General features: G+C 63.5%; 21 protein-coding genes. 11 read left to right on the top strand and 10 right to left on the bottom strand.

Annotated features, from left to right (window positions below):
• Positions 1 to 7: 7 nt before the first annotated feature.
• Positions 8 to 4,189: a DNA-directed RNA polymerase subunit beta gene (rpoB, locus tag K3152_RS12270; RefSeq protein ID WP_221574430.1), complete on the bottom strand. Its 4,182-nt coding sequence runs from the start codon at positions 4,187 to 4,189 to the stop codon at positions 8 to 10.
• Positions 4,190 to 4,506: 317 nt separating this feature from the next.
• On the opposite strand from rpoB, the gene K3152_RS12265 reads away from it, so the two are divergent.
• The 3 genes from K3152_RS12265 to K3152_RS12255 all read left to right on the top strand — a co-directional run bounded on the left by K3152_RS12265 (position 4,507) and on the right by K3152_RS12255 (position 7,374).
• Entirely contained in the window at positions 4,507 to 5,130 is a 624-nt protein-coding gene (locus K3152_RS12265; protein ID WP_221574429.1) for a VOC family protein, read from the top strand.
• 106 nt (positions 5,131 to 5,236) lie between these two features.
• Positions 5,237 to 6,352 carry a metallophosphoesterase gene (locus K3152_RS12260; protein ID WP_221574428.1) on the top strand — a complete coding sequence of 372 codons (1,116 nt, stop codon included), beginning with the start codon at positions 5,237 to 5,239 and terminating at the stop codon, positions 6,350 to 6,352.
• Positions 6,349 to 7,374, top strand: a complete 1,026-nt coding sequence (locus K3152_RS12255; RefSeq protein WP_221574427.1) for a CotH family protein — start codon at positions 6,349 to 6,351, stop codon at positions 7,372 to 7,374. Before K3152_RS12260 ends, K3152_RS12255 begins: the two co-directional genes overlap by 4 nt.
• A gap of 9 nt (positions 7,375 to 7,383) precedes the next feature.
• On the opposite strand, the gene K3152_RS12250 is transcribed toward K3152_RS12255, so the two are convergent.
• Positions 7,384 to 8,055 (bottom strand): DUF4956 domain-containing protein, encoded by a 672-nt coding sequence (locus K3152_RS12250; RefSeq protein ID WP_221574426.1) that lies wholly within the window; start codon positions 8,053 to 8,055, stop codon positions 7,384 to 7,386.
• 159 nt (positions 8,056 to 8,214) lie between these two features.
• Here K3152_RS12250 and K3152_RS14315 point away from each other — a divergent pair, with 159 nt between their 5' ends.
• The 7 genes from K3152_RS14315 to K3152_RS12220 all read left to right on the top strand — a co-directional run bounded on the left by K3152_RS14315 (position 8,215) and on the right by K3152_RS12220 (position 12,291).
• Positions 8,215 to 8,343 (top strand): hypothetical protein, encoded by a 129-nt coding sequence (locus tag K3152_RS14315; RefSeq protein WP_282098373.1) that lies wholly within the window; start codon positions 8,215 to 8,217, stop codon positions 8,341 to 8,343.
• Positions 8,344 to 8,364: 21 nt separating this feature from the next.
• A complete protein-coding gene (locus K3152_RS12245) occupies positions 8,365 to 8,904 on the top strand; it encodes a DUF2975 domain-containing protein (RefSeq protein ID WP_221574425.1) in 540 nt (179 codons plus the stop codon).
• Positions 8,904 to 9,131 (top strand): helix-turn-helix domain-containing protein, encoded by a 228-nt coding sequence (locus K3152_RS12240; protein ID WP_221574424.1) that lies wholly within the window; start codon positions 8,904 to 8,906, stop codon positions 9,129 to 9,131. Before K3152_RS12245 ends, K3152_RS12240 begins: the two co-directional genes overlap by 1 nt.
• A gap of 287 nt (positions 9,132 to 9,418) precedes the next feature.
• The gene (rplJ, locus tag K3152_RS12235; RefSeq protein ID WP_221574423.1) at positions 9,419 to 9,934 is read left to right on the top strand and encodes a 50S ribosomal protein L10; all 516 of its coding nucleotides are present in this window, start codon (positions 9,419 to 9,421) and stop codon (positions 9,932 to 9,934) included.
• 81 nt (positions 9,935 to 10,015) lie between these two features.
• Entirely contained in the window at positions 10,016 to 10,393 is a 378-nt protein-coding gene (gene rplL, locus K3152_RS12230; protein ID WP_221574422.1) for a 50S ribosomal protein L7/L12, read from the top strand.
• Positions 10,394 to 10,602: 209 nt separating this feature from the next.
• A complete protein-coding gene (locus tag K3152_RS12225; protein ID WP_221574421.1) occupies positions 10,603 to 10,947 on the top strand; it encodes a hypothetical protein in 345 nt (114 codons plus the stop codon).
• A gap of 69 nt (positions 10,948 to 11,016) precedes the next feature.
• Positions 11,017 to 12,291, top strand: a complete 1,275-nt coding sequence (locus K3152_RS12220) for a Xaa-Pro dipeptidase (RefSeq protein ID WP_221574420.1) — start codon at positions 11,017 to 11,019, stop codon at positions 12,289 to 12,291.
• A gap of 4 nt (positions 12,292 to 12,295) precedes the next feature.
• On the opposite strand, the gene K3152_RS12215 is transcribed toward K3152_RS12220, so the two are convergent.
• Both K3152_RS12215 and K3152_RS12210 read right to left on the bottom strand, forming a co-directional pair.
• On the bottom strand, positions 12,296 to 12,646 hold the full coding sequence (locus K3152_RS12215) for a c-type cytochrome (RefSeq protein ID WP_221574419.1): 351 nt from the start codon (positions 12,644 to 12,646) through the stop codon (positions 12,296 to 12,298).
• Between the two features lie 144 nt (positions 12,647 to 12,790).
• Positions 12,791 to 13,324, bottom strand: a complete 534-nt coding sequence (locus K3152_RS12210) for an acyloxyacyl hydrolase (RefSeq protein ID WP_221574418.1) — start codon at positions 13,322 to 13,324, stop codon at positions 12,791 to 12,793.
• Positions 13,325 to 13,462: 138 nt separating this feature from the next.
• Between K3152_RS12210 and K3152_RS12205 the strand changes: the two genes are divergently transcribed.
• Positions 13,463 to 14,467 carry a transglutaminase-like cysteine peptidase gene (locus K3152_RS12205; protein ID WP_221574417.1) on the top strand — a complete coding sequence of 335 codons (1,005 nt, stop codon included), beginning with the start codon at positions 13,463 to 13,465 and terminating at the stop codon, positions 14,465 to 14,467.
• A 207-nt stretch (positions 14,468 to 14,674) separates the two neighbouring features.
• Here the strand turns inward: K3152_RS12205 and K3152_RS12200 are convergent, their stop codons facing one another.
• From K3152_RS12200 to K3152_RS12175, 6 genes are all read right to left on the bottom strand, one after another.
• Entirely contained in the window at positions 14,675 to 15,940 is a 1,266-nt protein-coding gene (locus tag K3152_RS12200) for an HlyD family type I secretion periplasmic adaptor subunit (RefSeq protein ID WP_221574416.1), read from the bottom strand.
• Positions 15,937 to 16,953 carry a cell wall hydrolase gene (locus K3152_RS12195; RefSeq protein ID WP_247713424.1) on the bottom strand — a complete coding sequence of 339 codons (1,017 nt, stop codon included), beginning with the start codon at positions 16,951 to 16,953 and terminating at the stop codon, positions 15,937 to 15,939. Before K3152_RS12195 ends, K3152_RS12200 begins: the two co-directional genes overlap by 4 nt.
• Positions 16,950 to 19,073 (bottom strand): type I secretion system permease/ATPase, encoded by a 2,124-nt coding sequence (locus K3152_RS12190; protein WP_221574415.1) that lies wholly within the window; start codon positions 19,071 to 19,073, stop codon positions 16,950 to 16,952. The genes K3152_RS12195 and K3152_RS12190 overlap by 4 nt, the downstream gene beginning before the upstream one ends.
• A gap of 48 nt (positions 19,074 to 19,121) precedes the next feature.
• The gene (locus K3152_RS12185; protein WP_221574414.1) at positions 19,122 to 20,525 is read right to left on the bottom strand and encodes a TolC family protein; all 1,404 of its coding nucleotides are present in this window, start codon (positions 20,523 to 20,525) and stop codon (positions 19,122 to 19,124) included.
• A 15-nt stretch (positions 20,526 to 20,540) separates the two neighbouring features.
• Positions 20,541 to 21,248 (bottom strand): OmpA family protein, encoded by a 708-nt coding sequence (locus K3152_RS12180; protein ID WP_221574413.1) that lies wholly within the window; start codon positions 21,246 to 21,248, stop codon positions 20,541 to 20,543.
• A 34-nt stretch (positions 21,249 to 21,282) separates the two neighbouring features.
• A partial coding sequence (locus K3152_RS12175) for a DUF5801 repeats-in-toxin domain-containing protein (protein ID WP_221574412.1) occupies positions 21,283 to 24,437 on the bottom strand: 3,155 nt, incomplete at its 5' end.

Genomic DNA, 24,437 nt, shown 5'->3' with positions numbered 1-24,437 from the left:
CGCTCCCCTATTCCGCCGCGATCGCGAGGCCGTCGTCGTCCTCGTCGTCGGCAAGCGACTTGAGTTCGACATTGAGACCCAGGCTGCGCATTTCCTTGACGAGCACGTTGAAGCTCTCCGGAATGCCGGCCTCGAAGGTGTCGTCACCCTTGACGATGGCTTCGTAGACCTTGGTACGGCCGATGACGTCGTCCGACTTGACGGTGAGGATTTCCTGCAGCGTGTAGGCTGCACCGTAGGCCTGGAGTGCCCAGACCTCCATCTCACCGAAGCGCTGGCCACCGAACTGCGCCTTACCGCCCAGCGGCTGCTGGGTGACGAGGCTGTAGGGGCCGATCGAACGGGCGTGGATCTTGTCGTCGACGAGGTGGTGCAGCTTGAGCATGTAGATGATGCCCACAGTGACCTTACGGTCGAATGCTTCACCGGTCCGGCCGTCGAAGAGGACCGACTGGCCGTCTGCGTCGAGGCCTGCCTTTTCCAGTTCCACAGTCACATCGCCTTCGCGCGCGCCGTCGAACACCGGGGTGCCCATCGGGACGCCGCGGGCAAGGTTGCCGGCGAGCTCGACGATTTCCTCGGTCGAACGCGATTTGAGGTCTTCGGCATAGCGGTCGCCATAGACTTCGTTCAGGCGCTCCATCACGGCTTCGGGCGGCTTCGCCTTGGCGTAGTCTTCCGAAGCGTTCGGGTTGGCCTTCTTCCACTCTTCGAGCTGTTCGCCGATCTGCATGCCCAGATTACGGGCAGCCATGCCGAGATGCGTTTCGAAGATCTGTCCGACGTTCATGCGGCTAGGCACGCCCAGCGGGTTGAGGACGATGTCGACCGGCGTACCGTCGGCGAGGAACGGCATGTCCTCGACCGGCAGGATACGGCTGATGACACCCTTGTTCCCGTGACGGCCGGCCATCTTGTCGCCCGGCTGCAGCTTGCGCTTCACGGCAACGAAGACCTTGACCATCTTGAGCACGCCCGGAGCGAGTTCGTCACCGCGCTCGAGCTTTTCTTTACGGTCTTCGAACTTGTCGTCGATGACCTTCACGCTCTCGTCATACTGCGACTTGACCGCTTCAAGCTGGGCCTGGCGGTTGTCATCCGCAACGGCGAACTTGAACCACTCGTGCTTGTCGACGCCTTCGAGCACGTCCTCGGTGATTTTCGTGCCCTTCTTCACGCCCTTGGGCGCTGCCGAAGCCGTCTGGCCGACGAGCATGTCGCGCAGGCGGTTGTAGGTTGCACGGTTGAGAATGGCGCGTTCGTCGGCAGCGTCCTTGCGGAGGCGTTCGATTTCCTCGTTTTGGATGGCGCGCGTACGGTCGTCGATCTCGATACCGTGGCGGTTGAAGACACGAACTTCGACGACGGTGCCGGCAACGCCCGGCGGCAGGCGGAGCGAGGTGTCGCGAACGTCGCTGGCCTTTTCACCGAAGATGGCGCGCAGGAGCTTTTCTTCCGGCGTCATGGGGCTTTCGCCCTTCGGCGTGATCTTGCCTGCGAGGATATCGCCCGGGTGCACTTCTGCGCCGATGTAGACGATGCCCGCTTCGTCGAGGTTGCGCAGCGCTTCCTCGCCGACATTCGGGATGTCGCGGGTGATGTCTTCAGGGCCAAGCTTCGTGTCGCGAGCCATGACTTCAAACTCCTCGATGTGGATCGAGGTGAAGACGTCGTCCTTCACGATACGCTCGGAGATGAGGATACTATCTTCGTAGTTGTAACCGTTCCACGGCATGAAGGCGACCAGGCTGTTGCGGCCCAGTGCCAGTTCGCCAAGATCGGTCGAAGGACCGTCGGCGATAACGTCGCCGGCTTCGATCGTCTCGCCCACCTTCACCAGCGGACGCTGGTTGATGCAGGTATCCTGGTTCGAACGCTGGAACTTCTGCAGCGTGTAGATGTCGACGCCCGACTGGCCGGGTTCGACATCGCCGATGGCGCGGATGACGATACGCGTCGCGTCGACCTGGTCGACCACGCCGCCACGCTTGGCGGTGATGGCCGCACCCGAATCGCGCGCAACGGTTTCTTCCATGCCGGTGCCGACCCACGGCGCTTCCGCCTGGACAAGCGGCACGGCCTGGCGCTGCATGTTGGCGCCCATCAGTGCGCGGTTGGCGTCATCGTTTTCCAGGAACGGAATGAGCGATGCACCGACCGAGACGAGCTGCTTGGGGCTGACGTCCATCAACGTGATGGTTTCGCGCGGAGCCATGAGGTTGTCGCCGGCCTGGCGTGCCGAGACCAGCTCTTCCACGAAGCCGCCATTGTCGTCGAGTTCGGCCGAAGCCTGTGCGACGGTGTGCTTCTGCTCTTCCATCGCCGAGAGGTAGATAACCTCGTCGGTGACCTTGTTGTCCTTCACCTTGCGATACGGCGTCTCGATGAAGCCGTACTTGTTGACGCGCGCGAAGGTCGAGAGCGAGTTGATCAGACCGATGTTCGGGCCTTCCGGCGTTTCGATCGGGCAGATGCGGCCATAGTGCGTCGGGTGAACGTCGCGGACTTCGAAGCCTGCGCGCTCGCGGGTAAGACCGCCCGGGCCGAGCGCCGAAACGCGGCGCTTGTGGGTGACTTCCGACAGCGGGTTGGTCTGGTCCATGAACTGCGAGAGCTGGCTGGAGCCGAAGAACTCGCGCACGGCAGCCACGGCGGGCTTGGCGTTGATGAGGTCGTTCGGCATCACGGTCGACACGTCGACCGAGCTCATGCGCTCCTTCACCGCGCGTTCCATGCGCAGCAGGCCGACGCGGTACTGGTTTTCCAGCAGTTCGCCGACCGAGCGGACACGGCGGTTGCCGAGGTTGTCGATGTCGTCGACTTCGCCCTTGCCGTCCTTGAGGTCGACCAGTTCCTTGACCACGGCGAGGATGTCTTCCTTGCGCAGCGTGGTGACGGTGTCTTCGGCATCGAGGTCGAGACGCATGTTGAGCTTGACGCGGCCGACGGCCGACAGGTCGTAGCGCTCGGCATCGAAGAACAGGCCTTCGAACAGCGCTTCTGCGGTTTCCTTGGTCGGCGGTTCGCCGGGGCGCATGACCTTGTAGATGGCCTCGAGGCCCTCGTCACGGTTCTCGGCCTTGTCGACCTTCATCGTATTGCGGATCCACGGGCCGGTGTTGACGTGGTCGATGTCGAGCAGCTCGAGGCTGTCGACACCGGCAGCGTCGAGAACTTCGAGGTTCTCTGCCGAGACTTCGTCACCGGCTTCGATGTAGATGCGGCCGGTGTTTTCGTCGATCAGGTCTTCGCTGGCGAAGCGGCCGAAGATTTCCTCGGTCGGCAGCAGCAGGGTTTCGAGTCCGTCCTTGGCTGCCTTGTTGGCAGCGCGCGGCGAAATCTTCTGCGCGGCGGGGAAGACTTCTTCGCCCGTCTTGGCATCGACCAGCGGGAAGGCCGGCTTCTGGCCGCGCCAGTTTTCGGCGACGAAGGGAATTTCCCAGCCGTCCTTGGCACGCTTCCAGACCGACTTGCTGTAGAAGTGCGAGAGGATGTCTTCGCTGTCGAGGCCGAGGGCATAGAGCAGCGCGGTGACCGGCAGCTTGCGCTTGCGGTCGATACGCACGTTGACGATGTCCTTGGCGTCGAATTCGAAGTCGAGCCAGCTACCGCGATACGGAATGATACGGGCAGCGAAGAGGAGCTTGCCCGAGCTGTGGGTCTTGCCACGATCATGGTCGAACAGCACACCCGGCGAACGGTGCATCTGCGACACGATAACGCGCTCGGTGCCGTTGATGATGAAGGTACCGTTGTCCGTCATCAGGGGCATGTCGCCCATGTAGACGTCCTGCTCCTTGATATCGAGGACCGAGCGGGTTTCGGTTTCCTGGTCGACTTCGAAGACGATCAGGCGCAGCGTGACCTTCATCGGCGCGGCATAGGTGATGCCGCGCTGCTTGCATTCGACGATGTCGTGCTTGGGCGGTTCGAGTTCGTAATGGACGAAGTCGAGTTCGGCGGTGCCGGCGAAGTCGCGCAGCGGGAAGACCGAGCGCAGCGTCTTTTCGAGGCCCGAAACGTGGCCCGCGTCCTTGTCGGAGCGCAGGAACTGTTCGTAGCTCTCGCGCTGGACCTCGATGAGGTTGGGCATATCGACGACTTCATGGATGTCGCCGAAGATCTTGCGGATACGCCGCTTTGCGGTACCCGAAGCCGTGCTGCGGGGTGCCTTCGCCTTGGTAGCCATAAGGGGTAGTTACCTCTTCTCGTGTGCTTGCTCCCGCGCGGACAGGAGCGAATTGGGTTCTCATGCGCGTGAGAGCCATATCGCTGGAGACGCAAAAAGGCCGCAGCGAATGCACACCGGTAGCGGCGGCAGCTGCAGCTCATGAAAAGCGTCGCGATATGGAAACGCCGCCTCCATCCTGTGTCCGATCCCCGCGCATGAATCGGACTCGCTCGAAGCGTGCGGTCGAGGGGGCATGTAGGAATTCGCCCGCGCGAGGTCAACTGCGCAAAACCCCGGGTAGGGAAATTCGTCGCAAGCCACGCTACACTCGCCTTATGAGCACCAGCAAGGAGCGCGGGCGCCCTGCCCATCCCGACATACTCACGCCTGCCGAATGGCGGGTCGCAGATGGCGTGCGGCACGGGCTGACCAACCCGCAGATTGCCGCCCGGCAAGGCGTCGGCGTCGATGCGGTGAAGTTTCACGTCTCCAACATCCTCGGCAAGCTCGGCATGGACAGCCGCGCCGACTTGAGGCGCTGGAGCGGAGTGGAAATGGGTAGCGCCATGGAAGGACAGAGCGAAATGAGCAGCGAAAACGCCCTCGGCCCGATCGGGCAGATTGCCCGAACGGTGAGCGATATCGATGCGGCGCGGCAGTGGTATCGCGACGTTTTCGGTCTCGAACCGCTGTTCGATGCCGGAAACATGGCCTTCTTTGCCTGTAACGGCACCCGCCTGATGCTGGTCGAAGGCGAGGCCGGACCCGAGAGCATCCTCTATTTCCGCGTCGGCGATATCCACGCGGTCTTTCGGGAAATGGAGGAACGCGGCGCAAAGGTGGTCTCCGCTCCCCACCGCATCCATACGCATGAGGACGGCAGCGAGGAATGGATGGGCTTCGTCGAGGACAATGACGGCCGCCCACTGGGCCTGATGGCGACTCCCGCCCCTCGATAATCTCTCCCGGCCATGCGGATGGCCCGGCCCGCCCCCGGATGGCCGGAATTCTGACACCGTCGCCCTGTATTATGCTATCGTGTTCCCCTTTCGAACAGGAGGTAGCATGCACCGACTGTTGCTCTGGATGGCCACGCTGACGGCACTGCTTGCAGCGCCCGCCTTCGCGCAAGCCCACGAAGAGCCGCCTGCACGGATCGTGGCCGTGGGTGACCTGCACGGCGATTTCTCCGCCTGGGAAGCGATTGCCCGCGAGGCCGGGCTGATCGATGCAGGCGGAAGCTGGGCCGGCGGTGAGACCACCCTCGTCCAGATGGGCGACATCACCGATCGCGGCCCGGATTCGCTGAAGATCATCCGCCACCTGCAGGCCTTGCAGGAAGAAGCCGCCGGAGCGGGCGGCAAGGTCATCGTCCTGCTTGGCAATCACGAAGCGATGAATGCCATCGGCGATCTGCGCTACGTCCATCCGGGAGAATTTGAAGCCTTCGAGAATCGCCGCTCCGAAAGCCGCCGCGAGGCCGTCTGGAAAGCGAACAAGGAGAAGCTGATCGCCTTCTACCGGCAGGCCGATGCCGAACTGACAGACAAGGAAATCAAGACGAAATGGATTGCCGAGACCCCGCTCGGCATGCTCGAACATCGCCGCGCATGGATCCCCGGAGGCGAGCTCGGCGTCTGGGCGGCGGGACTTCCCGCGGTGATCCAGCTAGGCAAGACGCTGTTTGCCCATGGCGGGCTCAGCGAAGAGTTCACGCGCGAACCCATCGAAGCGATCAATGGCCGGTTCGTTTACGCGCTGGGGGCGGACCCGCTCACCGATCGCACCATACTCGAGGACCCGCTTGGCCCGCTGTGGTATCGCGGGAATGTGATGCGCGAGCCGGTGGTCGCACCCGCGACCAATCCCGGAGAGAACGAAGAGGCAGGGCAGGCCGAAGCAGCTGACGAAGTCGCGGTGCCGCGCCCCGGACGTTCCGAGGAGCTCGATCTCGTCCTGTCGCGCTATGGAGCGCGCCGACTGGTGGTCGCACATACGCCGTCGATCGAGGGGATTGTCGACGACCTCGATGGCAAACTGCTCCGGATCGATACCGGGATCTCCGCGCATTATGGCGGGCCTGCCAGCTATCTGGTGATCGAAGGCGAAGAGGTGCGCGCGTTCCGCCGCGAGGCGGACGGTAGTTGGAGTGCACAGTTATTCGCCAAGAGCTTCCCATGAAGGTTCTCGCTCCGGTGCTGGCTGCGGCGGCTGTTGCAGCGCCGCTGGCTGCACAGGAGAACGCAGGAAAAGTCACGCCTCTTTTTGCGTCCGATACCACGCTGGAGGTGACCCTCACCGGTCCGATAGATAGGATCGCGAAGCGGGCGGAGCGCTCGACCGAGCCGCATCCTGCCCGGCTCGAGGCGGCGGGCGAGGTACACGCGATCACGCTTGCCGCGCGGGGGAAGACCCGGCGGGAGAAGAAGAATTGCCAGTTCCCGCCGCTTCGGGTCGCTTTCCCCGACAAGCCGGAGGCGCAATCGCTGTTCTACAGGAACAGCCGTATCAAGCTGGTCACCCATTGTCGCGACAACGACCGGTTCGAGCAAGCGGTGCTGCGCGAATATGCCGCATACCGGCTATACAACCGGGTGACGCCCGAGAGCCTGCGCGTCCGCCTTGCTCGAATTACCTACATGGACGATGGCCAGAAGGTAGCCGAGCGCCTCGGCTTCTTTATAGAAGATGTCGACGATGCCGCGCGCAGGCTTGGCCGCAAGGAAGTGGATGTCGTCAAGGTCCCCGTGGCCGCACTCGACCAGCAGGATGCCGCGCGATACGCCCTCTTCCAGTACCTTATCGGCAATACCGACTGGGCCATGGCGGTGGGCCCGCCGGGGGATCGCTGCTGTCACAATTCGCGGCTCATCGGGGACAGCAACGGGGCACGCAGCGGGCTTACGCCCATCCCCTACGACTTCGACAGTTCCGGGCTGGTCAACGCCAGCTACGCCGTTCCGAACGAGGGAATCCGCGCGCGTTCGGTCAGGCAGCGGGTCTACCGCGGGCTGTGTCGCTTCAACGCGCTGGTCCCGGCGGAGGCCGATCGGCTGCGCAGCCTCCGGGGCGAGCTCGAGCGCGAGATCGCGGCCACGCCGCACGCATCATCGCGGTCGCGCGACAGCATGACCGGTTACCTCGAGGGGTTCTACAAGGACATTGCCGAGCTTGAGCGCAAGGTCCTGTCCGGCTGCCGCTAAGTCGGCGAGCTACTCGCTCCCCTCGCCCGACTGCTCGTGGTCGTCCGCGTCGTCGTCTGCAGGCTTTTGGTCGGGCGAGCGCAGGTAGCGGTGGGTACCGTCCTTGCCGCCGTAATCGGCCATCCACAGGAAGGCGAAGGCGTAGTTGAAGGTGATCGTCATCACCAGCGCGATCTCCAGCGCGCCGATTCCCGCCGCAAGCCCGATTCCGATCGCGAGCAGGATGTAGATCGCATCGCCGGTACTCTTGAGCGTGTTGCGAAACCGCACCCCGCCGACAATGCCTGCCAGCGAGAACGCCAGCGCGAGCGAATTGTGCACCATGACCACGATGGCCGTCACGGCGATGGGCAGCACGACCATCGTCTCGACCAGCGCCTGGTCGTATTCGGCGCGGCTCCTGCTGGCCATGTAGGTCCAGGTGAGCGGCAGCGTCGTGAGGACGGCCCCTGTGACCGCGATAAACAGCCACAGGACCGAGCCGCCGAGATCGGCGACCTTTTCCGCGCCAATCCTCACGCCGGTCAGCGGATCGCCGGTCGACTGGCTGAGCAGGGTCTGCGCACCGCCAAGCGGCAAATAGCCGGCCAGCTCGGGATCGAACGCGACAAGCGCAGCGACCCCGCCGGTCACGAGCAGGTAAAAAAGGGTGAGCCTGACGAACAGCTTTCCGAAGATCATGGGCCGGGTTTCTCCCCTGCCCTCGCTATAGGGCAAAGGGCGCGGGAGGCCAAACCGACGACCCGAACGGAAGCATTATCGATTTTCGATATTATCGTTTGACAATAAGCCCGACGCGACTTATTGATTATCGATATTGACGATCAAGGAGTTCGATAAATGCCCCGTCTCACCAACCATTTTGCCGCCGCGTTTGCGGCCATCACCATCACCCTCGTCTCGCTTCAGGCCGTGACCAGCGTGCCGCCGGCACAGCTGGCCGTCATCGACGCGCCGACGCTCGCCTAAGCCATCGTTCCGGAGAGAAATATGACTGCCCGTCCCAACGACCCCCTGCTCCTCGCAGGCCGGATTATCGTCGTCGTCATGCAAGCCATCCTCGGCTTTGCGGCCATCGTGCTCACCATCGGCCTGCCGCTCGTCCTGTTCCTGCGTGACAAGATTACCGCCGAGGCGCGGGTCGAGTTCGATAACCCCGATTTCGTCTTCCCGCTTGCCGCCGTGCTCGGAATTATGGTGTTCGCCATCATCTTCCTGGTCGGAGCCTTCTGGTTCCTGCGCCTCCTGCGCAAGATCATCGACACGGTCGGAGAAGGCGATCCGTTCGTGCCCGAGAATGCAGAGCGCCTCACCCTGATGGGCTGGCTCGCACTCGCAGCACAGTTGCTCGCCATTCCTGCCGCAGGCGCTGCGCTCTACATCGCCAAGATCTTCGAGGACCAGGAAGGCATAACTGTCGACGCGGGACTCGACCTCAGCGGTATCGTGCTGGTCGTCGTGCTCTTCATTCTCGCCCGCGTGTTCCGGCACGGCTCCGCCATGCGCGCCGACCTCGAAGGGACCGTGTGATGCCAGCAGAAGAAGGAACCAATATCGTGGTCAAACTCGACGACCTGCTCCACGCCAAGCGCATGACGCTGACCGAACTGGCCGAGCGTGTGGGCCTCACCCTCGCCAACCTGTCCATCCTCAAGACCGGCAAGGCGAAAGCCATCCGCTTCTCCACGCTCGAGGCCATCTGCCGCGAACTGGAATGCCAGCCGGGCGACCTGCTCACCTACGAAAGCGTACAGTGATCGCTTGACAGAATCGCTGAAATCCTTAGAGGCCCGCCACCGAAGGCGGGTCTCTTTGTATCCGCCCTCATCCGTCCGAGACAGTTGGTGACCGGGATCTGCCGGTCTTAATTTCCAGCCTAGACGGGGAAAAGAGATTTTCATGACAGGCTAAACCCCTGTCGTTTCGCGCCACTTGGCGCACTCCTTCCCCATCAACGGACCCGCCCGTGTCGAAATATCGGCATGGACAAACGTAGCCGATCGCTTCGGAGCCATCCGATGCGGTCATAGTGAAGGAGTATGGCATGGATCGTTCGCAGAAAGCCGATTCGGTCGCCCAGCTCAGCGAAGTCTTCAACCAGGCTGGCGTGGTCGTCGTGACCCGCAACCTGGGCCTTTCGGTTGCTCAGTCGACCGAACTGCGCACGAAGATGCGTGAAGCCGGTGCGTCCTACAAGGTTGCGAAGAACCGTCTCGCCAAGCTCGCCCTGAAGGACACCGACTATACGGGAATCGATGAATTCCTGTCCGGTCCGACCGCCCTTGGTTATTCCGAGGACCCGGTTGCTGCAGCCAAGGCTGTGGTGGAGTTCGCCAAGACCACCGACAAGATCGAAATCGTCGGCGGTTCGATGGGCGCGCAGAAGCTCGACGAAGCTGGGGTCAAGGCACTCGCCTCGATGCCGAGCCTTGACGAACTTCGCGGCAAGATCGTGGGTCTCGTCAACGCACCGGCAACCAAGGTTGCCCAGGTCGTCAACGCACCCGCAGCCAAGCTCGCACGTGTCTTCGGCGCATATGCCGCCACGGAAGCCGCGTAAGAGCTGGTTCGACGCACGAACACATATTCATCGGGGCAGAGTCCGCAGGACACCCCGGCCTATTTATTGGAGTGAAACATCATGGCTGATATCGCCAAGCTTGTTGAAGAACTGTCGAAGCTGACCGTCATGGAAGCCGCTGAGCTTGCCACGGCACTTGAAGAAGAGTGGGGCGTGAGCGCCGCTGCTGCTGTTGCTGTTGCTGGCCCGGCCGGCGGCGGTGACGCAGGTGCCGCTGCTGAAGAAAAGGACGAATTCGACGTCGTCCTCACCGGCGACGGTGGCAAGAAGATCCAGGTCATCAAGGAAGTCCGTGCCATCACGGGTCTTGGCCTGACCGAAGCAAAGGCCCTCGTCGAAGGCGCGCCGAAGCCGCTCAAGGAAGGCGTTGCCAAGGCAGAAGCCGAAGAAATCAAGGGCAAGATCGAAGCAGCCGGCGGTACCGTCGAGCTCAAGTAAGCTTCGCTTTCTCTTCGAGAAAACAAGGAAGGGCGGTGCCGCAAGGTGCCGCCCTTTCTCGTGCGCCCGACCTGTTCGGGCCAAAGATGGACAATTCTGGTTTTTTCCTGAATTCGCATGCAACCCCGTTGCATTCGCGCAGGATGCACGCTTAAGGGCACGCCGCGCTCCGGGGGGAGTGCGCGATAAAAAACACAACGGGATCGCTTATGTTCGTCTTCGCACTTCTGTGCGGCTACCTTGCCGCCTGCGTGATACGCATGGCGAAATCCACCGTCAGCGCGCAACAGGTCGAAGACCGTATGTGGCTGTTTCCGGCACTTCCGCTGCTGCTCGCCATCGACGCCCTCGTGATGGTCGGCGAGCTGGTGGAACGAGCAGGACACGCAGCCATGGGATGGTTCGACGACTTCTCGGGTCGTCGCCGCCGCCGCAAGATGCGCAAGCAGTACGGCTACTTCAGTTATGGCTACGCGCCGCCCGCCCGCAAGACTACCCGCAACAAGCCGGCACGCCGTTCGAGCCGCTCGCAACGCCGCCGGATGCGCGCCTGACAACCCGCGTTTGCGTGTCCAGCCATCGGTGATAAGCCTCCCCTGACATCCGGTCAGGGGAGAACACTGATGCGCCTGAAAGCAATAGCCGCCACACTGGTACTTGCCATGTCGACCACCGCCGCGAATGCCGAGGTGGTCAGGCTGACGGCTGCGGCGATGGTCGATGTCGAAAGCGGCGAACTGGTCGCCTCACCCGCCCTCCTCATCGAGGACGGCGTGATTGTCGCCACCGGTGCCGAAGCGCGCGATGCCGAGGCGCCCGACCGCGAAGTTGATCTGGGCGATGCGACCATCCTTCCCGGCCTCATCGACATGCATGTCCATTTGACCAGCCGCTCGGACATCCATGGCTACCGGCAGCTCGCCGTGTCCGATGTCAGGGCTACGATTTCGGGCGTCGCCGCGGCGGAGAAAACGCTCCTCGCCGGCTTCACGACCGTGCGAAATGTCGGCGCGTCGGCCTATTCGGACGTCGCCTTGCGCGATGCGATTGCAGAAGGCGAAATCCCCGGACCGCGCATGATTGTCTCCGGCCCGCCCATCGGGATCACCGGCGGACACTGTTCCGACGACAACCTGCTCCCCGCACAATATGACAGCACCGGCGAGGGGGTCGCGGACGGTCCCTGGGCTGCACGCGCCATGGTGCGCAAGAACCGCAAGTTCGGTGCCGACCTCATCAAGACCTGCTCGACCGGCGGTGTGCTCTCGAAAGGCACCAAGGTCGGCGCGCCGCAATATTCGCTCGAGGAACTCAGCGCACTGGTCGAGGAAGCGCATTCGCACGGGATGAAAGTCGCGAGCCACGCGCATGGCACGGAAGGCATTCTCAACGCGCTGAAGGCCGGCGTCGACACCATCGAGCACGCGAGTTTCATCGACGATAAAGGCATCGCGCTGGCGCGCAGGAACGGGACCTATCTCTCGATGGATATCTACGTCACCGAATTCATCCTCGGCGAAGGCGAGGCCGCCGGTATCCTGCCCGAAAGCCTCGCGAAGGAGCGCACCGTCGGCCAGACCCAGCGGCGCAATTTCGAGCGCGCCCATGATGCAGGAGTGAAGATGGTCTACGGCACCGATGCCGGTGTCTATCCGCACGGCCAGAACGCAAGGCAGCTATCCCGCATGGCCCGCTTCGGCATGACCAGCGCCGAGGCCCTGCAAGCGGCGACCGTAAATGCAGCCGAAGCCCTTGGGATGGGCGGCGAGGTAGGCACGCTGCGCAAGGGTGCGTCGGCCGACATTATCGCCGTCTCGGGAAATCCGCTGGAGGACCTCACCCTGTTGGAAGAGGTGACCTTCGTGATGAAGGAAGGCGTCGTCTACAAACAGGACTGACGCTTCAGTCGCTATGCCGCTCGATGTAAGCGATTACCTGCGCGCGCTGGAGAGGGTCCTTGAGGCCCGCGAAACTCATCTTCGTCCCCGGCACCATCGCGCGCGGATTTTCGAGGAATTTATCGAGAGTGGCCGCATCCCACACCAGCCCCGACTCCTTGAGTGCTGTCGAATAGCGGTAATTCGGTGCTGAGGCGGAAGATCGACCATAGGCGCCAGCGAGCGATGGTCCAATGCCGTGGCGATCGGAGGTAGCAGTATGGCATGCCCTGCACTTGGCGAAAGAGCGGTCGACTTCCACCACGCCCTGGTAGGTTCTTTGGGGTTGGCTGGGCTGGTTCGGATTGGTGAACACCGCGACAGCCCTGAGAGGAGGAGGATATGTCGCGGGCGTAGCCGTTTCAGCCTCGCCTCTTTCCACCGGCGGGCTGCTCGCACAGCTGGCGAGGGCAAGTGCCGCAAACGCTATTCCTGCCCTCATCAGTCGTCCTCCCCGGTTCTAGAAGCCAATGTTCACCCGCAGGCCCATCATGTCGATACCCGGGTTCTGCTCGCTATTGAAGAGGCGCGCATTGCTGATGTGGACCCAGCTCGCCTCGACCGAGAATTTCTCGGACAGGTCGACGCCGATGGCGACTTCGGGCTCGAACAGGACGCGGCTGCCGAGGTCGGTGCGATAGCCGTCGACAGGATCGACCCGCAGCTCCGGCCCGTCATGGATGACCAGGCCCACGCCGGGGCGAAGATAGACGGGCCCGACTTCGGCCTTCCAGCTCACTCCTGCGCCGACGAAGCTGGTGTCCCCATCGAGATTCACCGAACCGAAAACATAAGGCTGCACATCGGCCAGCCCCTCGATGGGGTCGAAGCGGATACCCGCCTGCAAATCGGTCCCCCCCTCGTTCGTTTCGAAAGTGAAGGGTGTTTCCACCCCATGCGCATAGACGCCGCCATAAATCTCCTGCGCCATGGCAGTGGCTGGCATCAGACCGGCAATCAGGGCAAGCGAGGTGAAAGTACGAGCAGGACGCATCGGCAAAATCCCAAGTTTTCATGAATACGCGTTAGGTATTACTTCGTGCCAGCTTACGGGGGGCTGAAGCGGGAAGTTACCCCGCCGTTAACCTTGAGCCGAAACCGTTCCTTGAGCTTGCCGCCCTAGCAAGGGGGCATGGTCGGAAAGCCAACCTCTATCTCCACCATGCGCACCGCGATTGCCAGCGCTGCGCTGCTCGCGCTCGTACCCCAGGTAGCGCAGGCAGCCGTCCCGGCCGTAGCGGTGCAGACCGTCGAGATGATGGCGGGCGATTGCGGTTCCTCTATTGCCGCACCCGCCGCCATCAACGACCCAGCGTACAACAACGGGGCAACCGCACCGATTTCGATCGCCGCGCGCGTGCCGAGCAAGGCTGCGCAGATCATCGGCGGTGCCAGCGCGCTCGACGCCATCCGCGCACAGCAGGCAGGCGCTCCCGCCTCGCACCCGCTGTTCTCGAGCGCCCCTGCCAAGAAGTTCGAACCGGCTGCAGCACCCGTGGCGCAGCGCAATTCGGGATGTGCCATCGGCGCTTCGCCCTTCGCTTCGGCGGGGACTATCGACCTCGGCCAGCGGGCCTTCGCCAGCCGCCCGGTGGTCCAGACCTATTACGCACCTGCGCCGCGCAAGGACCTCGTCCTCGGCAGCCGCATGGTGCCGATCGCCCGCACCAGCTTCGATGCCCAGTGGCAACGTGTCGGTGCGAGCCGCGCTAACCTCTCCGCGACGCTCCTGCATGTCGGCGGCAAAGACGGCCAGCGCAGCGAGCTAGTCGCCTCGGTCAACCGCTGGGTGAACCGCGAGATTTCCCACGCCGAGGACATCGACCTTTTCGGCAAGAGCGATTACTGGGCCGATGCGGCGACCACGCTGCGGCTCGGCAAGGGCGATTGCGAGGATTTCGCACTGCTCAAGATGGAACTGCTCGCCGCGGCCGGTGTGTCGCGGGACGACATGGTCCTGACGCTCGCGCGCGACCTCATCCGCCGCCGGGACCATGCGGTGCTGCTGGTGAAGGACGGCGACGGCTGGCTGATGCTCGACAATGTCGGCAGCGCCCCGCTCGATGCCTCGCAGAGCCACGGCTATCGCCCGGTCATGAGCCTTGGCGCCAAGCAGAGCTGGCTCCACGGCTACTGAGCCAGACGCAAAAGGGGCGCGGAAGCCGATGCCTCCACGCCCCCTGCTCTCCCCCAAGAAAGCTCAGGATTGTGTCATCGTTCAGATGATGACGTGCCGAAAAGCGTAGGACATCGCGACCCGGAGCGCAGCGTACTCCAGTACGTGAGCACCGGAAGCGCGGTGGCATGCGGTTTGCAGGCCGTCAGGGCTGAACAAGGGCGCAATCTAGCGCTCGGTCATTGCGCGGTCGAAGGCGCGGTTCACCGGTTTGAAGAGGTATGACAACACGCTGCGGCGCGCTGTCAGAATTTCGACATCGGCAACCATGCCCGGCACGATGGGCAGGCTCACCCCGCCCTTCTTAATGAACGAGCTGTCGGTTTCGATAATGACCGAGTAATAGGCCTCGCGTTCGACCTCGTCGAAGATGCTGTCGGCGCTGACCTGCGCGACCTTGCCCTTGAGCCCGCCATAGATCGAGAAGTCATAGGCAGTGATTTTGACATTGGCGTTGTCGCCCACCTTCACGAAGGCGCGGTCGCTGGGCGAAATGCGCGCTTCAACCAGCAGCTTGTCGCCCACGGGCACGATCTGCATGATTTTCTCACCCGCGCCGACAAAGCCGCCTTCGGTGGTGATCTGCACGTCGTTGACGATGCCATCCGAAGGCGCGCGCAATTCGTTGCGGTCGCGGCGGGCCGACGCCCCGCGAATGCTCTGCTCGTTGACGGCAATGCGGGTGGCGACTTCGCTGCGTTCGGCAAGCGCCTGCTGGCGGAAATCGGCGCGTGCCTGGTTGAGGTCGGCCTGCGCCTGGCGAATGGCCGCCGAGGCACGGCCTGCTGCCTGACGCGCTGCCGAAAGGCGCCCCTGCAAGTCGACCACTTCGCGCTGGGCGGAAAGGAGGTCGGTCTGCGGGACGATGTTCTTGGCCGCGAGCGGGCGCAGCATGTCGACCTGCTCGCGCGCGAGGCGCAGGCTGCTTTCGAGGCTGGAAGCGGTCGCCTGTGCTTCCGACAGGTCGCGGCGGCGCTGCTCGACTGCCGAGGCGAGCGAGGCTTCGCGCGCGCGCGCAGTGTCGCGGCGGGCCTGAGCGAGGCGCGCCTCTTCAGCACAGGGCGTGCCCGGCTCGCAGCCGATCGCGCTGCCCGACGCCTCGGAATCGAGCCGCTGCGCACGTGCGGCGAGCCGTTCGTTCTCGGTCTGAAGCTCGCCCAGCTGCGAGGCGCTCTGCGAATCGTCGAGCCGGACGAGAAGGTCGCCCTTCTTCACGCTCTGCCCGCTGCGCACGAGGATTTCGGACACGACCGAAGGCTCGGCGGGCTGGACCAACTGCGCCTTGCTCGAAGGAATGACTTTCCCCGTGCCGCGCGTAATCTGGTCGACCTGCGCGAAGGCGGCCCATGCAAAGAGGACGGCGATGCCGACCGCAGCGGTGACAATCAGGCGCTGCGCCGCGCTCATCGTGTTCCAGCGCTGGAAGAGGGTCATTGCTCTTGCTCCGAAGTCCCGGTGGGCTGCGCGGTGGCTGCACCCTGCGAGGAAAGGGTATCGCGATAGGATGCGCTGGCGGCGACCGGGTCGGGAATGGTCAGGCGCCAGGTCTTGGTGGTGTCGATACGGCCGCCGACATCGGCCTTGGCATGGCGATCGGTCACATCGGGCGTAACTGTGAGCCCGGGCGTGTATTCGGGCTCGGCTGCCATGGCGACTACGCCATCATCCTTGGCGAGGAAACGCGCGAAGTCGATCTGCGGCTTGAACTCGCGCCCGCCCCAATTGCCGTAGAAACTGGCAGCGCGGCCCGGCGAACCGGGAAAGCGATAGAAGATATGGCGGCCAATCGTGGCGAGCTTGCCCATGCGGAAAGCCCAGTAGGGGACGACATAATCGGCATGGTAGTGGGTCGAAGTGCCGACTTCGGCGACTTCGCGGCCCGCGAGCGCGTCGCGGGCAATCGCCTTCGACTTGCGCCACAAATCGGCCTGCGGCTTGCGCATCAATGCACCGTCGCAGGTGAAGCTGAACTGGCAGACGGGCTGGTTCCAGCCCTGGTAGACCACGCCGCAAACAGTGTTCGGATAGGCCGGGTGACGGACGCGGTTGAGGACGACTTGCGCCACCGCGCGCTGCCCCTGTTCGGGCTCGAGCGCGGCCTCGTAATAGACCGCCTGGGCGAGGCAGTCGTTCGCCGTGCCGTAATAGCTCGAGGACATCGGAATGCCGGAGAAGCGCCCTACCCGCTCGATACGGCCTTCCATTGTCGGGATGGCCTCGTTCCGCGCCAGCGCATCGCTCTCGTCGATTTCAACTAGCGAATCCATCGCTTCGGCAGAGGTGGTCATCTCGGCAAGGTCGGCCTGCATCTCGGGCGCGAGCTTGGCCATCGCCTCGGCTTTCTCCTGCGGCACCAGCAGCGAGGAAGTGCCGATGACAAGGCTCGCGACGAGGAGGAAGGTGAACCCCCATGCGCGCTTGATCTTGGTGACGGCAGCCTTGCTCATAGCTGGCCTCCACGCGCGCTGCCGGCCTTGGCGAGCACTTCCTGGATCGGCCCGTCGGCGGCAATGCGCCCCTTGTCGAGGACGATGAGGCGGTTGCAGATGGCGAAGAGCGCCGGACGGTGGGTCGAGATGACCAGCGTCTGCTCGGGTGTCATCGCGCCCGACAGGCGTTCGACGAACATCTTCTCGGTCTCGCTATCCATCGCGCCGGTCGGCTCGTCGAGGAACAGCAGTTCGCGCGGCTCGACGAGTGCGCGCGCGAGCGAGAGGAAGCTGCGCTGGCCGCCCGAAAGCTGGCGGCCGTCTTCGCCGACCGAGCGGTCGAACCCGCCCGCATCGCGGCTGAGGAACTGGTCCGCACCGGTCGCGCGCATGGCCTCGATCAATGCCTCTTCCGACAGGCCGAGCCGGCCCAGCGTGAGGTTGTCGCGCACCGAGCCGGAGAAAAGCGCCGCGTCCTGGCCGACGAAACCGAGCGCTTCGCGCAGTTGCTGCGGGCGGTACTGGCGGCTGTCGATGCCGTTGACCATCATGGCCCCGGCGCTCGGCGCATAGAGACCGCAGAGCAGGCGCCCGAAGGTCGATTTGCCCGAGGCGACGCGGCCGACAATGGCGATACGCTCGCCCGGCTCGATGGTGAGGTTGAGGCCCGAAAGCGCAGCGGGCGCTTCCTCGGCATAGCGGAATTCGGCGTCTTCGAAGACGATGCGCGGACGCTTGATGGCAGCGGGTGCCACGCTGGCGCCCTGCTTGCGCTCGTCACCGGTCTCGAACATGCGCTCGATACTGGCGAGCGTTTCCTTGGCCTGCCGCCCGCGGGTAAGCAGGAAGGCAATCTGGCCGGCGGGCGCAAGCGAGCGCGAGGCGAGCATGACGATGGCGATAATCGCGCCCATCGTGATGTCGCCTGCCGCAAACAGGTAATAGCCGCCGATGATCAGCGCCACGGTCGACAGCTGCTGGAAGACCTGCGCGAGGCCCACGGCAATCGAGTTGATATTGCGCAAGCGCAGCTGCGAATGCCCGCCGACATCGGCAAGGCGATGCCAACGCGAGAGCATGCCGCCCTCCCCGCCCATGGCCTTGAGCGTTTCGGCGCCGGTAAGCGATTCGACCAGCAGCGTCTGCTGGAGACCGTAATCGGCCTGAGCATCCTGCGAGGCTTCGACGACCTTTTTCTGCAGGATGAAGCCGGCAATCGCCATGGCTGCGATGATGGTCAGCGGGACCAGCGCCAGCCAGCCTGCAATGATGGCGATGACGCCCACGAAGACCAGCAGGAACGCGACATCGACCAGCAGCACGACCGAAGTCGAGGCGAAGAAATCGCGCACGATAGCGTATTCGGCGACGCGTGCCGCCATCGAGCCGGTGTGGCCCTTGCGCTCCGACAGCGGCATGGCGAGCAGGCGCGAGAAGATTTTCTGGCTCAGCTTGAGGTCGAGACGCTGGGCAATCTCGTCGACGATGGACGTGCGCGCGCGGCGCAGCGCAAACTCGAGCGCGAAGGCGAGCAGCACGCCCGTGCCCAGCACCCAGAGCGTTTCCTGCGCCTGGTTGGGAATGACGCGGTCGTAGACGTTCATCGTGAAAATCGGCAGCGCGACGGCAAGCAGGTTCACCAGCAGCGATGCGAGGATGACCGGCGTGAAGGCGCTGCGTTCGCGGCGAAGCTCGCCCCAGAACCAGTGGGTACGGGCCTTGGTATGCCACGGCGCTTCGTCGGCGCGCATGCGGTCGGGGTCGCCATAGACCGGCATCAGCGTGCCGGCATAACCCTCACCGAGGTCGAGGCGCTTTTCCCATGCTTCGGCGCCCGTTTCCGGACGCCAGACGAGCAGCTCGTCTTCCTGCGCCTCGAGCAGCAGGATGAAACCGCCCTCTTCAAGCGCGGCAATGGCGGGAAGCTGCTTGGCACTGGCCGGCAGGCGGCGCTGGCGCAGCACATCGTGGTTGAGCCCGGCTAGGTCGAGCGCGGCCGGAGCCTGGTGCGCTGGCAGCAAGCCTTCGGGATTGCGCGGCAATTGGGCGAGCATACCGCGCGAAAACGGCAAGCCGTACCGGCTCGCCGCTTCACCAATGCAATCGACGAGCGGGTCCAGGACCCGCCCGTCAATCATGTCAGCCCTTGCTTGTTCCATAGCCAATCATGGCCCTTTGCGTAACGTCTAGTCTCCGTCGACGCGCCGCTGCAGTTCGGCTTCCACGGGCGGTCCGTAATCGAACCGTTCGCGTTCGGTCTGACCCGCTCCGGCACCCGGAGCGATGTTCAGCGCATCGAGGAAGCGGTTGGTAGCAGCAAGCGTCTGGTACTGCGCGAACAATTGCGAGAAGCGTGCCGTTTCGAGACGCACCTGCGTATTGAAGCGCGTGTTCTGCGCATCGAGCACGTCGAGCAGCGAACGGCGTCCGATGTTGAACTGGCTGCGATAGCTCAGCAGCAGGTCGTCGCTGACCTGGCTCTGGCGGTCGAGCTGGCTCGTGATCCGGCGCTGCGTGTCGAGCTGCTGCCATGCGAGTCGGACATCTTCTTCGGCTTCGCGCTGGCGGTCGTGCAAGGCGTAGCGTGCGAGGCTCGCCTGGCGCACGGTTTCCTGCAGTTTGGCGCGGTTGATGCCGCCGTCGAACACGTCCCAGCGCAGCACCACGCGGGCCTGCAGGTCGGTTGTCTCGCCAGCGAAACCATCGATGTCCTCACCCGTGCGGGCGCGGCCTTCGAGGCTGATGGTCGGCCACAGGTCGCCTTCCGCGGAATCCACCAGCGCGTTGGCTGCATCGACATCGGCCTGCGCTTCACGCACGAGCGGGTTGTTGAGCCGGGCAAAGCCGATGGCGGTCGGAAGGTCTGCCGGCATGGCAGCCGACAGGTCGGGCGGCAGCGTGCCGGCCGTGATGTCGAGGCCGGTCAGTCGGCGCAGCGAGATATAGGCGTTCTGGAGCTCCAGGTCCGCTTCCTCGTTACGCACGAGGGCCGACTGGTAGCGTTCCTCGGCCTGCTGCTGGTCGGCAATCGAAATCGAGCCTTCGTCAACGCCGCGCTGGAGGTCGCCCACCAAAGTCTGGTGGAACATCGCATTGTCGCGCGCCGCAGCAGCCACACGTTCCTGCAGCAGCACGTCGAGATACTGGCGTGCAATCTGCAAGGCGATGAATTCCGAACGCTCGGTGACGCGCAGCGAGGCGCCGTCGACACGGGCAGCCTGGCGCAGCAGTTCGCCGCGACGGCGACCGAAATCGAACACGGTCCATTCGGCATTGATGCCGGCTTCGAGCGGATAGAGCTCGTTATCGGCAATGCCGAGCGCGCGGCGAGTGCCGTTTTCGAGGCGGCGGATACCTGCCGACGCCTCGATGCCGACGCGGGGCAGGTAAAGACCCTGCGCCTGGCGGCGTTCGAATTCGATGGCTTCCTTGTTGTACTGGGCCTGCAGGATGTCCGGGTTGGACTGCATGGCGATGGAAATCGCGTCCTGCATCGAGACCGGTTCAGTGGCGGCGGTCTGGGCCATCACGGCCGGAGCCGAGCCTGCCAGCAGGAGCGCCGCGGCACTTGCCAGGGTTGTCTTGCGCATTGTTCGTCCCCTCTCTTACTGGTTGACCAGGATTTCGACGCGGCGGTTCTGCAACTCGCGCACGCCATCGGCGGTCGGCACGCGCGGGGTTTCCTCGCCCTTCGCCTGCGTGGTGATGGCAGCGCCCGAAATACCGCGGGCGACCATCAGGCTCTCGATTGACTCGGCGCGGCGTTCCGAAAGGCCCTGGTTGTAGGCGCTGCTGCCCGCGCGGTCGGTGTGACCGACGACGGTGAAGCTCGTCCAGTTGCAGGGTCCCGCGTTCTCAACGACATATTCCACCGTCTCGACCGCATCCTGCTGCGGCGTGGCGGAATCGAATTCGAAGAAGATCAGGCCCGGTGCCTGCGCGGTGCAGGCTTCGGGGCGCGGTTCGGGTTCGGGCATGGGAGCGGCGACGCGCTGCTGCGGCGTGCGGTTCATCATGTCATAGGCCAACGCGCATTTAGAAAGGCTGACCGGGTCCTTGGTGTTGGACTTGAGATAGCCAAGCGCGATGCCGCACTGCGCCTTCGCCTCGCTCGCCCAGGTATAGCGCGGGTCGTTGGCGGCCACGATGGCAGCGTCGTTGGTGAGCGCGAGCGCTGCATCGTAACGCATCTGGACGGCGCTGCGCAGTTCGCTGCCATCCATTGCCATCAGGTCATCCTGCGCGAAGGCCGCAGCGGGGGTCATCCCCACTGCGGCTCCGGCAAGAGCGAAAATCGCGGTTGTTCTTTTCATTGCAAAGCCCCTTCTTGCAAACTTCTCTTTGCGATTAGGCGGTAGCCGCTGCGAGTGCAGCCGCTTCGTCGTTATTGTCTTGCGTCATCATGCCCATGGCGGTGAGAGCCATATCATTGCCAATCATGCTGTCGAGCAGACCTTCGGCAGGCGACGACATCATGGCCGGACCGTCGCCGATGGCGAAGTGGTCCACGATGGCATCGACCTGAGCTTCGGCAGCGAGGTCGGCCACGGCTTCGCCCAGTGCCTTGCCCGGTTCGAAAGCAGCAGCTTCTGCAAGCTGGGCCGGAGCCTGGAGCATGAGCAGTGCTTCCATCGCATTCGCCGCCTCGCCGCTGCCGGCAAAGCCTTCGAACACGCTCGGGCCACCTGCAAAGTTCGACGTCGCAGCCATGTCGGCCATGAAGTCGACCCCGCCGGTTTCGATGCCTGCCACCGCTTCGAACTGCGGCATGTCGAACGCACTGCCTTCAAGGATGTTGGCCATCATCGGACCTTCGAGCATCGCCGGAGCGGTCTCCACGAAGCCTTCGAAGCTGGTCGCATAGGCTTCCGGAAGCTGCACGGCTGCCATGTCGAGGCCGCCTGCAAACTCGAAATTAACCATATGACCACCGGCGGAAACGGTGTTGCCGAAGGTCTGCGAGAGATCCGTCATGACTTCGGGCATGAAGAAGCCCGAGGCCATCGCCGCAACCGTCGCCATTTCCATGCCGCGCATATCGAAACGCGGGGCGGAAGTGGTCTGGTTCGTCAGCGAACTGGCGAACACCTCGTTGTCGTTGACGGCAAGGTCGAGCGTCGCAGCCTCGGCCAGCTTGCCCGGCGCTTCCATCGTCGAAACGAGGTCGGCATCGAGCGTGACCGAAAGGTCTGCAACCGTACCGGTTTCATCGCCATCGGAGTCGAGCGCGCTGACCGTGAAGTTGAACTCCTGGTCCTGCGGCAGGATGGTCTTGTAGATGGTGAAGCCGGCAATCTGGATACGGCCACCGTCATCGCTCACACCGAGCTCGTCGACGTTCTCGATATAGATGCGGTTGAATTCGATCGACGGGTCGATGTGGATCGCGCCGGTGCTTGTGACAGTCACAGTGCCGCTTTCCTGTGTCCCATCGGCATCGTTGTAGGCGATCCAGTTGATCGTGACATTGGGCCCAGTGCTGTCGCCACCCGCGTTAGGTCCACCGGCATTCTTCAACGTATTGACGTTGATGTCGACAGCGCTGAGGAATTCAGCATCGGTGAGCGCGGGATCGTCGCCATCGGTGCCCGGATTATGGAATTCGGCTTCGAACCACTCGCCTGCATCGAGGAAGGAGTTCGACACGCCGAAGTTGTTGTTGTTGGCATTCACACCAGTCCCGTTCGACGTGAATTCCACGCGGCCATTCTCGTTGACCGGAGTGTTCTCATCGTCGTTCAGTTCGCGGAAGCCCGGGCCACCTGCTGCAAGCTGCGAGAAGGAGAGGTCTTCCGAAGTCGAAAGCTCCGGTTCGAGCAGCTCGAACTCGTAGTTCCCGTCGACATCGACGGCGAACTGGAAGATCGCTTGCCCGCCTTCCGTGGCCGTACCGACCAGAACCGCACCCATTACGGGGTTGTCGATTCCGTCATCGGTCAGGTCGACCATGGTCTGGGTGACCGGCTGGTAGGTAATACCATCGATGGCAGGCGCAGTGATGATGAACTCACCATGCCCGTCCCCGCCCGGCGAGTAGGTGAAGGTGCCCGTTGCAGTCGCATTGGCTACGTTGGCGACAGTCGTCGTATCCGGGCTGAAGGTCCCGATGGTCGGGCTGTCGTCCTCGAATACAACCGACAGGCTGTTCGCGTTGGTGGTGACAGTCGTCCCGTCGTCTGCGCTGACAGGGATCGTGATCGAGGTGGTGCCTTCGACATCGTCGCCATAGGTATGATCGATCTGGGCGAGCTGGGTGACCTCGAAATTGCCGGCATTATCAATGGTGACGCGTACGACGGGGGTGTAATCCACGCCCTCCACGCCGTTGATGTCGCCGGTATAGCCGAGCAGGGTCTGCCCGTCGTCCTGGAGGACCCAGAGCACGGTCTCGCCGCCCGAGGACAGGTCGCCGCTCGGAATGCCCAGGGTAACGGCCTCGATGTCATCGACACCGTCGGCATCGCCAATGACAACCTGGCCCGTAGCGGAAACCGAGTTGGTCGTATCGCCCGGTGTGCCGACGCTGTCGGGGTTGCCCCCGGCAAGGCCTTCATCGGAAACAGCCACGATATCGGCCCCCACGGTTGGCGCATCGTTCGAACCCGTGATGGTGATGGTCAGCGTGGTGGTGCTGGTATCACCGTCGCTGTCGACGATGGTGTAGGTGAAAGTATCGGTCTCGCTGTCGCCGTCGTCGAGGTATTGCACCGCGCCATTGTTGAGCACGTAGGAATAGGTGCCGTCGTCGTTCAGGTAGAGAATACCGAACTCGCCGAAGGTCGAACCGCCTACCGTGCCTGCCCCGCCAAAGCCGGAAATAGCGGTGACAGCCGGGCTGCCTGCGCCATCGGCACCGAAGTCGTCGGCATTGGTCGTCACGACATTGCCGACCACCGAAGCGGTGTCTTCGGTCATGGTGTTGGTGTCGGCCACTGCAATCGGACCGTCGTCGGCGAAGCGGATGTTGCCGCCGAGGTCGAGGACCACGGTTTCTTCAGCCGTATCGCCGTCACCATCGGTGATGGTTGCAGTGCCCGAGAGCGAGAGCACGCCATCGGCAAGCACTGCCAACTGGCTGTCGTAATCGCTGCTATCGCCCGGCAGATCGTGATCGATTGCCTCGTACTGCGTCAGCGTTACTTCACCGGTCGAGGCATCGACCGAGACGCTGAAGACCAGCACGCCGTTGGCAAAGCCTTCGACTTCCGAGCCGTTCATGCTCAGCGTGATCGGGTTGCCGCCACTGGTCAGGCCCGACGTCGCATTGTCGATGACCAGCGAGTAAGCCCAGGCAGTCGAACCTGCGCCGTCTGCGCCGTAGTCGCTCGAGGCGACCGAGAACGCTCCGCCGAAGTTGGCCGTCGACACGTCGGTGTCGCTGGCAGCGCCTTCGGTTTCGGCATCCTGAGTGGTCAGCGTGATCACGTCGCCATCGACAACCGCAGCGTCGATGGTCGGGCCATCGTCTGCGAAGCGGACATTGCCGCCGAGGTCGAGAACCA

The organism is Qipengyuania polymorpha, assembly GCF_019711435.1.
In the GTDB taxonomy this organism is placed as follows: domain Bacteria; phylum Pseudomonadota; class Alphaproteobacteria; order Sphingomonadales; family Sphingomonadaceae; genus Qipengyuania; species Qipengyuania polymorpha.
This window is presented reverse-complemented; position numbering and strand designations above follow the sequence as displayed.

Bases quoted from the DNA above. Each gene is read 5' to 3' on its own strand.
- K3152_RS12180 (WP_221574413.1), bottom strand. From the start codon at position 21,248: ATGAAAAGAACAACCGCGATTTTCGCTCTTGCCGGAGCCGCAGTGGGG.
- K3152_RS12260 (WP_221574428.1), top strand. From the start codon at position 5,237: ATGCACCGACTGTTGCTCTGGATGGCCACGCTGACGGCACTGCTTGCA.
- K3152_RS14315 (WP_282098373.1), top strand. From the start codon at position 8,215: ATGCCCCGTCTCACCAACCATTTTGCCGCCGCGTTTGCGGCCATCACC.
- K3152_RS12255 (WP_221574427.1), top strand. From the start codon at position 6,349: ATGAAGGTTCTCGCTCCGGTGCTGGCTGCGGCGGCTGTTGCAGCGCCG.
- K3152_RS12190 (WP_221574415.1), bottom strand. From the start codon at position 19,073: ATGATTGACGGGCGGGTCCTGGACCCGCTCGTCGATTGCATTGGTGAA.
- K3152_RS12200 (WP_221574416.1), bottom strand. From the start codon at position 15,940: ATGACCCTCTTCCAGCGCTGGAACACGATGAGCGCGGCGCAGCGCCTG.
- K3152_RS12185 (WP_221574414.1), bottom strand. From the start codon at position 20,525: ATGCGCAAGACAACCCTGGCAAGTGCCGCGGCGCTCCTGCTGGCAGGC.
- K3152_RS12240 (WP_221574424.1), top strand. From the start codon at position 8,904: ATGCCAGCAGAAGAAGGAACCAATATCGTGGTCAAACTCGACGACCTG.
- K3152_RS12205 (WP_221574417.1), top strand. From the start codon at position 13,463: ATGGTCGGAAAGCCAACCTCTATCTCCACCATGCGCACCGCGATTGCC.
- K3152_RS12265 (WP_221574429.1), top strand. From the start codon at position 4,507: ATGAGCACCAGCAAGGAGCGCGGGCGCCCTGCCCATCCCGACATACTC.
- K3152_RS12225 (WP_221574421.1), top strand. From the start codon at position 10,603: ATGTTCGTCTTCGCACTTCTGTGCGGCTACCTTGCCGCCTGCGTGATA.
- rplJ (WP_221574423.1), top strand. From the start codon at position 9,419: ATGGATCGTTCGCAGAAAGCCGATTCGGTCGCCCAGCTCAGCGAAGTC.
- K3152_RS12210 (WP_221574418.1), bottom strand. From the start codon at position 13,324: ATGCGTCCTGCTCGTACTTTCACCTCGCTTGCCCTGATTGCCGGTCTG.
- K3152_RS12250 (WP_221574426.1), bottom strand. From the start codon at position 8,055: ATGATCTTCGGAAAGCTGTTCGTCAGGCTCACCCTTTTTTACCTGCTC.
- rplL (WP_221574422.1), top strand. From the start codon at position 10,016: ATGGCTGATATCGCCAAGCTTGTTGAAGAACTGTCGAAGCTGACCGTC.
- rpoB (WP_221574430.1), bottom strand. From the start codon at position 4,189: ATGGCTACCAAGGCGAAGGCACCCCGCAGCACGGCTTCGGGTACCGCA.
- K3152_RS12245 (WP_221574425.1), top strand. From the start codon at position 8,365: ATGACTGCCCGTCCCAACGACCCCCTGCTCCTCGCAGGCCGGATTATC.
- K3152_RS12195 (WP_247713424.1), bottom strand. From the start codon at position 16,953: ATGAGCAAGGCTGCCGTCACCAAGATCAAGCGCGCATGGGGGTTCACC.
- K3152_RS12220 (WP_221574420.1), top strand. From the start codon at position 11,017: ATGCGCCTGAAAGCAATAGCCGCCACACTGGTACTTGCCATGTCGACC.